The organism is Flocculibacter collagenilyticus, from assembly GCF_016469335.1.
Classification (GTDB): Bacteria; Pseudomonadota; Gammaproteobacteria; order Enterobacterales; family Alteromonadaceae; genus Flocculibacter; species Flocculibacter collagenilyticus.
In genome coordinates, this window is record NZ_CP059888.1 from 3,146,092 (window position 1) to 3,156,835 (window position 10,744).

At 40.1% G+C, this 10,744-nt stretch carries 12 protein-coding genes; all 12 read right to left on the bottom strand.

Going from position 1 to position 10,744, the window contains the following annotated elements; genetic code table 11:
- Window positions 1-18: 18 nt before the first annotated feature.
- The 12 genes from surE to HUU81_RS14025 all read right to left on the bottom strand — a co-directional run bounded on the left by surE (window position 19) and on the right by HUU81_RS14025 (window position 10,586).
- Entirely contained in the window at window positions 19-783 is a 765-nt protein-coding gene (gene surE / locus HUU81_RS13970) for a 5'/3'-nucleotidase SurE (protein ID WP_199609544.1), read from the bottom strand.
- Window positions 784-787: 4 nt separating this feature from the next.
- Entirely contained in the window at window positions 788-1,894 is a 1,107-nt protein-coding gene (gene truD, locus HUU81_RS13975; protein ID WP_199609545.1) for a tRNA pseudouridine(13) synthase TruD, read from the bottom strand.
- A gap of 27 nt (window positions 1,895-1,921) precedes the next feature.
- Window positions 1,922-2,398, bottom strand: coding sequence for a 2-C-methyl-D-erythritol 2,4-cyclodiphosphate synthase (gene ispF / locus HUU81_RS13980; RefSeq protein ID WP_199609546.1), 477 nt, complete (start codon window positions 2,396-2,398; stop codon window positions 1,922-1,924).
- Window positions 2,399-2,412: 14 nt separating this feature from the next.
- Complete coding sequence (gene ispD / locus HUU81_RS13985) at window positions 2,413-3,132, bottom strand: 2-C-methyl-D-erythritol 4-phosphate cytidylyltransferase (RefSeq protein ID WP_199609547.1); 720 nt, start codon at window positions 3,130-3,132, stop codon at window positions 2,413-2,415.
- Window positions 3,133-3,193: 61 nt separating this feature from the next.
- Window positions 3,194-3,478, bottom strand: a complete 285-nt coding sequence (ftsB, locus tag HUU81_RS13990; protein ID WP_199609548.1) for a cell division protein FtsB — start codon at window positions 3,476-3,478, stop codon at window positions 3,194-3,196.
- A 142-nt stretch (window positions 3,479-3,620) separates the two neighbouring features.
- Window positions 3,621-4,136 carry a hypothetical protein gene (locus tag HUU81_RS13995; RefSeq protein ID WP_199609549.1) on the bottom strand — a complete coding sequence of 172 codons (516 nt, stop codon included), beginning with the start codon at window positions 4,134-4,136 and terminating at the stop codon, window positions 3,621-3,623.
- A 93-nt stretch (window positions 4,137-4,229) separates the two neighbouring features.
- Window positions 4,230-4,676 carry a hypothetical protein gene (locus HUU81_RS14000; RefSeq protein WP_199609550.1) on the bottom strand — a complete coding sequence of 149 codons (447 nt, stop codon included), beginning with the start codon at window positions 4,674-4,676 and terminating at the stop codon, window positions 4,230-4,232.
- Window positions 4,677-4,820: 144 nt separating this feature from the next.
- On the bottom strand, window positions 4,821-5,615 hold the full coding sequence (locus HUU81_RS14005) for a phytanoyl-CoA dioxygenase family protein (protein ID WP_199609551.1): 795 nt from the start codon (window positions 5,613-5,615) through the stop codon (window positions 4,821-4,823).
- A 97-nt stretch (window positions 5,616-5,712) separates the two neighbouring features.
- The gene (locus HUU81_RS14010) at window positions 5,713-6,558 is read right to left on the bottom strand and encodes a TolB-like translocation protein (RefSeq protein WP_199609552.1); all 846 of its coding nucleotides are present in this window, start codon (window positions 6,556-6,558) and stop codon (window positions 5,713-5,715) included.
- A 50-nt stretch (window positions 6,559-6,608) separates the two neighbouring features.
- On the bottom strand, window positions 6,609-7,295 hold the full coding sequence (locus HUU81_RS14015; protein ID WP_199609553.1) for a hypothetical protein: 687 nt from the start codon (window positions 7,293-7,295) through the stop codon (window positions 6,609-6,611).
- Window positions 7,296-7,438: 143 nt separating this feature from the next.
- On the bottom strand, window positions 7,439-8,731 hold the full coding sequence (eno, locus tag HUU81_RS14020) for a phosphopyruvate hydratase (protein WP_199609554.1): 1,293 nt from the start codon (window positions 8,729-8,731) through the stop codon (window positions 7,439-7,441).
- A gap of 214 nt (window positions 8,732-8,945) precedes the next feature.
- Entirely contained in the window at window positions 8,946-10,586 is a 1,641-nt protein-coding gene (locus HUU81_RS14025) for a CTP synthase (RefSeq protein WP_199609555.1), read from the bottom strand.
- Between the last annotated feature and the right edge of the window lie 158 nt (window positions 10,587-10,744).

Below are 10,744 nucleotides of genomic sequence, written 5' to 3' on the forward strand. Positions count from 1 at the left end.
TTAGCTAACCGAGCCCCCTTACTGTGTATTACTGAAATCTACTTCGCTCATCCAGTTTGCTAAACTTTCAATGCTATTGTAAGCCGTCATATCAACGGTTAATGGTGTGATAGAAGCATAACCTTGGCTAACTGCTTCAAAATCAGTGCCTTCTCCTGCGTCTAGCTCCGAACCTAGCGAACCATACCAATAAATTGCACGACCCCAAGGGTCAACCTGTGCAGTCATTGTTTCTGCTTTATGTCGCTGTCCTAATCGCGTGACTTTAACACCTTTAATCTCATTTAGCGGCACATCGGGCACATTTATATTTAAAATTTGATCAGCAGGTAACGGATGTGTTCGTAAACGTTGAATCACTTTAACGGTGACTGCCGCGGCGGTTTCATAATGCTTTTCTTCTTTACCAACTAGCGACACAGCAATAGCTGGTAACCCCATATGACGCCCTTCTGTCGCGGCGGCTACCGTGCCTGAATACAGTACATCATCGCCTAAATTAGCACCGTGATTAATACCCGCCACGACTAAATCTGGCTGACCGTCATATAACTGGTTAATGGCCAAATGTACACAATCTGTGGGGGTACCATTAATCGATGCAAAACCATTTTCAAGCATATGCACGCGCAATGGGTTTAATAATGTTAAAGAATTACTGGCACCGCTACAGTTTCTATCTGGGGCAACCACTTTTACATCGGCAATGGTAACAAGCGCATCGTATAACTTTTTTATTCCCGGAGCATGCGCCCCATCATCATTACTTAATAAAATTCGCATAAGGTTAGCTCTTATTATATTGAGATCTTAATACATCACTGTAATCGCTGTAATTTATCGCTTCTCTTAATAAGCTGGTTGCAAAACAGCCAGACGGTAAGGTAAATGATAAAACAATGCTGCTATCGTCTATTTTTTCATAGGTAAATGTCAACGGCTTCAATATGACACGTCTTCTGTCATTACCCGCTCGTAACGCATCTAGCCCAGCGATCCACGCTTGATAATCAGTAACGGCTGATTGCTCTATGGCGCCAGCATCATCTTTAGCAAAGGCTAACTCGTTACCTACTAACGGAGCTGACAAACAAATCTCTTGTTTAGCGAGGCGTTGTAACGTTGGTTCATCAAGCGGTGCAGCAAAATATGAATTAACATCGGGGAACATAAACAAATCGCCTTCTAACGGCGAAGTCAGCACATTTTGCTCGGCGCGCTTACTTACAATTAAATTAAATAACCAAGAACGTGCCGCTGAAATCACTAATCCGCGCAGCTTTTTATCACGAATTGCTTCACCTGCGAACATCCGCTCTGCTAGTTGTAAATTATTACCTTCAATACCAAAGCGTTGCTCACCAAAATAATTAGGCACTCCGAGTGACTCTATCAGCCCTAGGCGGCGAACCAAGGCTGTATAATTTTCAATGTCGCGTATGACTAATGTGAACTTATTACCCGACAAACACCCAGTGCGAAGCTTCTTTTGATGCCTTGTGTGCTCAATCACTTTAATCGTATCAGTAGAAAAAGCGTCCCAATCTAATTCTTTCTTAATCGGTACTGGCACACTAAACCACTGACGCGTTATTGCATTCCTGTCTTTTAATCCTGCGTAGCTCACATCACGAATTTTCACGCCAGCAAATTTTGCTAACTTTTTAGCGACAAATTGCGTGTTTTCACCGATTTTTTCAATATATAAGCAAACATGTTCGCCTTCGCCAGTTAGCTCAAAGTCGAGCTGTTCTTCAACCCGAAAATCGTCAGGATGACGTCGAATAACACCTGTAGCTTCAGGTGTACCATGTAAGTAAGCTAATTGATTAAATTGTTTTTTAAAATCGAAGTCACTGTCGTCGCTGTTATGAGGTTGCTGCGAGTTAGCCATGGAAATTGCCTTAAATATATTTCAAAATTATAGTGTTGTAACTAGCACAACAGCATGCGCTGCAATACCTTCTTTACGACCTGCAAAACCGAGCTTTTCGGTTGTTGTTGCTTTCACATTGACTTGATCAATCGCAACATTTAAACACGTTGCGATTTGTTCACGCATCGCCACAATATGCGGTGCCATTTTAGGTGTTTGGGCAACAATCGTTAAATCTACATTACCTACTTGGTAGCCTTTCTCTTTGACCGACTCGACCACCTTTTGCAACAAAATGCGGCTGTCTATATTTTCAAACTCTGCATCGGTGTCAGGAAAATGCTTACCAATATCACCTAATGCGACTGAACCTAGCAGTGCATCGCATAAAGCGTGCAGTGCCACATCACCGTCTGAATGGGCAAGCAACCCTTCATGATGCGGTATTTTTACACCACCAATCGTGATGGGACCACTACCACCAAATTTATGCACGTCGTAACCATGGCCAATTCTAATCATTGGATATTGTTCCTTTATTCATCTTGCATTAAAAATGCAGCCAGCTTTAAGTCGACTGGTCGGGTAATTTTAATATTTTCAGCGCTACCTTCAACAAGTGCCACTTTCTCCCCAATATATTCAATGGCTGATGCTTCGTCGGTAACGGCAATGTTATGTTTCATTGCTTGCTCAATTGCATTACATAATAGTTCGCAGGGAAAAAGCTGGGGTGTAAGGGCATGCCATAACTCTGAACGATCAATCGTTTTATTAATGGTAACGCTACCATTCACCGTTGTTGCCTGTTTCATCGTATCTTTTACAGGAGCCGCTAAAATACCACCATATTGATTATGTAAGCATGTTTGAATTAACAGCGAGATATCTTGATTATTCACCAATGGCCTTGCGGCATCATGCACCAATGCCCAAGTATTTTGCTCGGTTTTTGAATAGTTAGGAGAGTTAAGAATAGTGTTAAGTGCCGATAATACCGAGTCTGCTCGCTCTTTACCGCCAGACGCAACATGAACGCGTGGGTGATTGGCAATAGCGAGATCTGCGTAGTAGGCATCACCGTCAGAAATAGCAATTACAATATGATCAACTTCAGGCTGATTAAGTAACTTTTCTACCGTATGCTCTAAAATTGTTTTGTTTTGCAGCATCAAATACTGTTTAGGTATATCAGCCTGCATTCTTGCCCCAACGCCAGCAGCTGGAATAACGGCAATAATCTGTGTTTTTTTCATTATGATCGTTATAAATTGAAAGTGAAAAAGTAAATGGGTGGGTCGTATAAGTGACTAATCGTTAATAACGCCCCTCTGGCGGAATAATTCTAAAAAAAGTTTCACCTTCTTTAATTAGCCCAAGTTCATTACGGGCACGCTCTTCTATTCCTTCCGTGCCAATTGTTAAATCGGCGACATCTGCCGCAAGCAACTCATTGCGTTTTTGTAATTCTTGATTGCTTTCAACTAGCTTATTTACATCGCCTTGGTACTTTTGATAGTCCTTAACGCCGTTATGACCAAACCATAACCGATAGGCCGAGAACAATAAAATAACCAGCAACACAATATTGAACAAGCGCATTGGTTAGGCCATCCCCATAAGCAATTATTATTAGATAGGTAAATAGTAACGTGGATAGAAAAATATACAAAGCGGAAAAACACTAGCGGCAGTACTTAAAGGCGATTTCCACTGCCGCGTTTCATGACGATTTATTCAAGTTTTAAAATAAAAGCACTTTGCGAATATCATTGATGTATGTATTGTTAGCAATATAACGATCACTCGCTAACAAGTTAAGAAACACTATGCTTTCATTCGTGTTCATCGTTAAGTTAATACCGTAGCCACTTTTATCATTTTCACTATATTTAACCACAACGGTGATAACCTGCTCATTTCCTTTGGAAACTACTACAATAAACGGCTTGATTATTTGCCTATTGTTTAAGTACGTTAATGCTTCAAAGGCTAAGTTAATACGCTCATTTTCAGTGCTTAATGAGCTCAAAAGCTGTCTGAATTTACGTGCAATCTTAGAGGCATCTTGTCTTGTACGAGATACATCTTTAGCATTATGGTTTTGCAGGATTTCAAACCGGCAACTTTGTGGTCTAAGATTTTGCTTAATCTCTTGAATACATGCTGTAATATCAGCTTTCTGCGTAACCAAACTTTTAGCATGTAAGTTGAACGATGCGATGGCTAACATGCTCGTTAACAGAATTGAAAAGCGCATGGTTAATTTCTTCCTTATTAGAGTTTCCACTTATTGAGTAGCTAGCTGTAAAACAAATTCATATTTGTTGTGAAAGAGTACTTCTGAATTATATTAGTCACTATAGTCCCACATAAGTACATATTTCTTTGATTTAGTGCGTAGAAGGAATTCACCACACCAATCATCATATGCGGGATGTTGTAGTGCAAGAACACTTTCAATTTCTGCAGTATTGATCAGATTAAATATCGGAGTCTTTCGAAAATGAGTAGAATATAGATTAATGAACTTCGCCACCGGAAATTCATAAAGAGTAAAATTTCGGATAAATTCTTCTACCCCTAGTTTTTCGCAAAAAAAGCATCGTGGCATTTCCTCAAAAATGGAATATGCCAGCAAAATATCGTCTGCCACATCGCCATTACTTTCTATTAAAAAAACATTATTTGCATATTCAATGTGTCTATGTATCGAAACGGAAAGTCGTTTTAAAGAGTCTGTATATAGCCCGTGTAACTGGTATTCCTCAAATAAGTTTTTGAGTCCTTTGTTATCCATAGATAATCCAACTTTTATATAAGAAGTGTCATACTTCAGCTCTGTCATTGCTCATTAGTTAATGTAATGATATTTAACCGCATTACATTAAGCCTGAATCGCGGGCGATTTTTCTATAACATTTGAACTCTATTATCTCTTCACCTACCTTGCTGTCTCACTTACTGCGTCCATTGCCATATAATTAGACTTAAGCGCTATGGTGTTGTTCAATGCAGTGGCGTTTTCAAGCTTGTTTAGTATTTCACTATCAGGCAAGCATTCATTATCTAAGAATTTCACAAATTCTAAAATGGGATCACAAAATAATATATCTAATGATAATCGGTTCATGCCATATATTCCTCGGTGGATCATATTTGCGCTAAATACCAATAAGTCGCCTGCCTGTAAGCTAACTTTCACTCCAGCAGGTAAACTTTCGTAATTTTTACGTCCACATTGCTCTAAGCGAACATTCAACTCTTCACGAGTGTCCCAACGCTTGTGGGTTTCGGGTATTAGTTCTATGCCTGGCTCATCCATTAGGGGGATCCTAAAATGAAGCACATTAGCGCCTGAAAGCGCTGATTTTTGCTCCTCTACAGACAGGTGATATTGCGGATCCCTATGCCAGTAATTCCTTTGATCAAGATTTACAGGATCAAAAAATAGCTGCGTATTCATAAAAGCAGGACAAGTCCCCATAATCTCAGTAACCCTGTCCATCAGCTTATTGGAGCCAATAAACTTGAATAACCGCTCTCTTGCAGGCTTCTCAAGATGTTTTTTAGCTGTTAAATAAGCCGAGTTTACTGCTTTTTCCTTATAGAATTTGGCATTTTCCTGCTTCCATGATCGATGGAACTGCATAATCACTTCACGAAGATTATGGAGCTCTTGTGAGGTAAAAACTTGCTTGAAAACTACATATCCCTTCTCTTCATAATCACTATCCATAAAACATCTCTGCCTTTTATATCTAAAACAATTAAAGAGGCTGCTAGGCGATAAACAACTTAATCGCCCTGAATTTAGATAAGTTAAATATCACTCATTAAATTGGCTTAAGCGCCTTAATTACTTGTGCGTCGACCCAATAAATATCAGCTTTATTTCCGCCATATGAGCGAAGAAAGAAAAAATACTTCCCATCGGGCGAGACACTGCCATAGGCATCTTCAAATTCTGAGTTGATTTTATCACCCAAATTGATGGCTGCTCCCCATGAGCCATCATCTTTACGAAATGAAATATATAAGTCACTACTTCCATACCCTCCCTCGCCTTGGTCATCCCATATCAAGTACGACTCATCAGGCGCAATAAAAGGATGAGCATTCCAATCTCCCATTTTAATATCTATTGCCTTGGGAGCTTCACGCTTGCCATCTATAAACCGCGAGTAACGAATTGGTCCCGACTTACTCGCTTCATCAAAATAGTAAGTGCCAGAAGACGAAGCAGTAAGCCGCATAATTCTATAATCTTCAAATGGCGCCCCTAAACTTTTCACATCAGACCAACCTGTATCAGTTCGCTCTCTATACTTTTTACCTAAATGCATAACCTTACCGTCAGGAGAAATAAATGGTTCTCCCGATTTAGGAGATATAACAGACTCAATCCATTGATTACTCTTATATTGAACAACAACTAACGTATTACTTTTATGTTCTCCGCCTCTTCTGCGTATATAAAACTCATCTAATTGAGGAGGAATAGCGTAAGCACCTTCTCTATATTCTGTTTGAATAATATCTGGAGCAAATAATTCAGGAGTTGAACCAGGTGGCTTTTGCCCTAAGTAAGGACCTTCAGGTACGGACGATACTCTTTGGCTATAAACCCCACACCCTAATACCACTAATGAAAATAAAAAAACAATAGAAATACGCTTCATGATTTTCCTTATAAGTTTAACTAGTCACATTTATATCTACCCTCTCAAGCCTAATTAACCAGTTTTAGCGGCTTTGAAGGGGTTTTCCAGTTTATGCGTGTAGTAAGAAGCAGCTCGCGCAACGTTAATGCGCGAGGTGACGTTTTTAATTGATTGTTCCATCTATGACCACAACACGCAGCGGTTAAAATGGCTTTTACGGGTTTTAATAATCTTACTTGCGTACTGTTTATTTGAGCATCGCTTGTTTCATCGATTAACGGCTTTGCTAAGCAATTATCCGTCTTGAACCAGCCATACTGATTTAAATGAATACGTGTACCGTCTTTGGCGATTTGATCTACAGAGTCTAGCGCAATAGTTTCTGTACCATGATCAACCACACTCAGTGGCACTATCATGGCCAGTACGGCATGATGTTGATAAAACTGGCTGACGACATCCGATGTTTGTTTTGTTGAAGGGCAATGCTTGGATTGTTTGGCAAACCATGACGCGTTTTCAGAATCTAGCTGTAACGGTGTTTCAATATTTAGTAATGTTTCTGCCGCACGCTTTACGTAATGCGGTAAGCTAGCACAGCGTTTTTTTAAAGAAAGGTGGTTTAAGTTTGGGTCATTGATTAATGAGAAAAGTTCTCTTTGGTACAGCGCATTGCACAGCTGAGCATATCTGAGTTGCTCGTATTTATCGTGCCATAAGTGCTGTTGTTGTCCGTAGAGATCGTGTTGTACCAAAACTTATCCAACGAGTGTTTAAATTATCAGCTATCTCTAAAGTAATATATTTTAAGCAAAAAGAGTATAAAAAATAGCAATAAAGCCGCAAAAGCGGCTTTATTCATTAAGGCTTACCCAAAAAACTCTGGGTGAACTAAGTATTACTGACCTTTAATTTCAGTGCGGCCACGGTATACCGCTTTGTCTGCTAACATTTCTTCAATTCTTAATAATTGATTATATTTAGCAACACGGTCAGAGCGACAAAGTGAACCTGTTTTAATTTGTCCTGCTGCAGTGGCGACTGCTAAGTCAGCAATAGTGGCATCTTCTGTTTCGCCCGATCGATGAGAGATAACAACAGTGAAACCTGCATCTTTCGCCATACGAATCGCTTCTAACGTTTCTGTTAATGAACCGATTTGGTTAAATTTAATTAAAATCGAGTTACCAATACCATTATCAATACCACGTTTAAGAATTTTCGTGTTGGTTACGAATAAATCATCTCCCACTAACTGCACTTTATCACCAATTTTATTGGTTAAGCTTGCCCAGCCATCCCAATCAGATTCATCTAAACCATCTTCAATCGATACAATTGGGTACTTTTGAGTAAGTGCTGCTAGGTAGTCACCAAAACCTTCTGAGTCGAATACTTTGCCTTCGCCTTTTAGGTCGTATTTACCATCTACATAAAATTCAGATGCCGCACAGTCTAACGCTAGTGTAATGTCTTCATTCATTTTATAGCCAGCACGTGCAACGGCATCCGTGATCACAGCTAACGCTTCTTCATTAGAGGCTAGGTTTGGTGCAAAACCACCTTCGTCACCTACCGCGGTACTTAAGCCTTTTTCAGTAAGTACTTTTTTCAGCTGATGAAAAATTTCTGCCCCCATACGTAGCGCTTCGCGGAAGTTTTTAGCGCCAACTGGCTGAACCATAAACTCTTGAATATCTACGTTGTTATCAGCGTGCTCGCCACCGTTTAAAATATTCATCATTGGCACAGGCATTGAATATTCACCAGCTGTACCGTTTAGCTCGGCAATATGTTCGAACAGTTGCACACCTTTATCTTGTGCAGCGGCTTTTGCTGTAGCAAGAGATACCGCTAAAATTGCATTTGCGCCTAATTTGTCTTTATTTTCAGTGCCGTCTACTTCAATCATCGCCGCGTCTATCGCTTTTTGATCATACGCATTCATGCCAATTAGTGTATTAGCAATTAGATTGTTAACATTGTCGACTGCTTTTAATACACCCTTACCTAAATAGCGTGCTTTATCGCCATCACGTAGTTCTAGTGCTTCACGTGAACCTGTAGAAGCACCTGAAGGTGCACATGCTCTGCCCCAAGCTCCGCCTTCTAAATATACTTCTGCTTCCACAGTTGGGTTGCCGCGTGAATCCATAATTTCACGGCCTAGCACTTTTACAATCTTCGACATCTTATATTCCTCTGTATCTTGTAGGGTAGGTATTTTTATCTATACCCGTGCCACTTGAAGGTGCTGCGTTATTGGCTGTACGCCTTAATACCCATCACTTAGTTTATCTAAGTTCATGATAATTCAGTTGCTTGTCGCCTACCTGCCTCTTCATTGCTTGGGGTATATTAAAAAAGCCGTGTCGAGAAGTACACGGCTTTTAATTTAATTATTGCTATGAGTTAAAAAGTTCTTTTTGCGCTTGCCCGGCGGCGGCAACAAACCCTTCAAATAATGGGTGTCCGTCTCGTGGCGTAGAGGTGAACTCTGGATGGAATTGCGCAGCCACAAACCAAGGATGATTTGGGTTTTCAATTATTTCAACTAGGTTTTTATCTTCAGACAAACCTGTGAATTTTAACCCCGCCTTTTCTAATTGTTCTACGTAGTTGTTATTCACTTCAAAGCGATGACGATGGCGCTCAAAAATCTCTTCAGATCCATAATGTTCATGTGCTTTGCTGCCTTTAATAAGATGACACTTTTGCGAACCTAAGCGCATGGTGCCACCTAAATCAGACTGTTCATCACGCACTTCTACTTGGCCGTCTTTGCCTAGCCACTCAGTAATTAAGCCAACAACAGGGAAAGGCGAAGCTTTATCAAATTCAGTTGAATTTGCACCTTCCATATTTGCTACATTACGCGCGAACTCGATAAGCGCAACTTGCATTCCCAAACAAATACCTAAATATGGTACATTGTTTTCACGAGCGTATTTCGCCGCTAAAATTTTGCCCTCAACACCGCGCTCACCAAATCCACCTGGCACAAGAATAGCGTCTAAATCTTTTAAGCGTTCAACTCCTTTGCTTTCTAAGTCTTGCGAATCAACATAACGAATGTTCACTGTTAAACGATTTTTTAATCCCGCATGTTTAAGGGCCTCGTTTACTGATTTATAAGCGTCAGCAAGTTCAACATATTTACCCACCATACCAATGGTTACTTCGCCGTTAGGGTTAGATTCTTGGTACAGTACTTGTTCCCACTCAGCCAAATCCGCTTCTGGTGCGTCAATATGAAAACGGCGACAAATTAAATTATCTAAGCCTTGGCTTTTTAATAATGCAGGGATCTGATAAATGCTTGGTACATCTTTTAATGACACAACAGCTTTTTCTTCTACATTCGTAAATAAAGCAATTTTTGAGCGCTCATTAGATGGGATAGCGCGATCAGAACGACACACTAAAATATCTGGCTGAATACCAATTGAGCGCAGTTCTTTTACTGAATGTTGAGTAGGTTTCGTTTTAACCTCACCAGACGTGCCTAAGAAAGGCACTAATGTTAAGTGCATATACATCGCGCGTTCGCGGCCTAACTCAGTGCCTAATTGTCTGATTGCTTCTAAAAATGGTTGCGACTCTATATCACCTACTGTGCCGCCAATTTCCACAAGAGCAATATCGCACCCTTCAGCACCTTCCAGTACACGACGTTTAATATCATTTGTAATGTGTGGGATAACCTGAATGGTAGCGCCTAAGTAATCACCACGGCGTTCGCGACGAAGCACATCTTCAAATACTCGGCCTTGAGTAAAGTTATTCTTTTTGGTCATTTTGGTGCGAATAAAGCGCTCATAGTGACCTAAGTCTAAGTCAGTTTCGGCACCGTCTTCAGTCACAAACACTTCACCATGTTGAATCGGACTCATCGTACCGGGATCCACATTAATGTATGGATCAAGTTTTAACATAGTTACTTTCAGGCCGCGCGCTTCCAGTATTGCTGCCAAAGAGGCTGCTGCAATACCTTTACCCAAAGAAGAAACAACACCGCCTGTAACGAAAATATATCTAGTAGTCATGTGAGCCCTAAGATGTCAGGAAATTAATGGAACTTATTCGAAATTAAACAAAAATAACGGCCTATTACACATTATAAATAATGTATAGAAATGCGTTAAAAAATTTAAATTGGAATAAGAAACAAGACGGGAAAATAGTATAGCAAAGAGTGATTTTT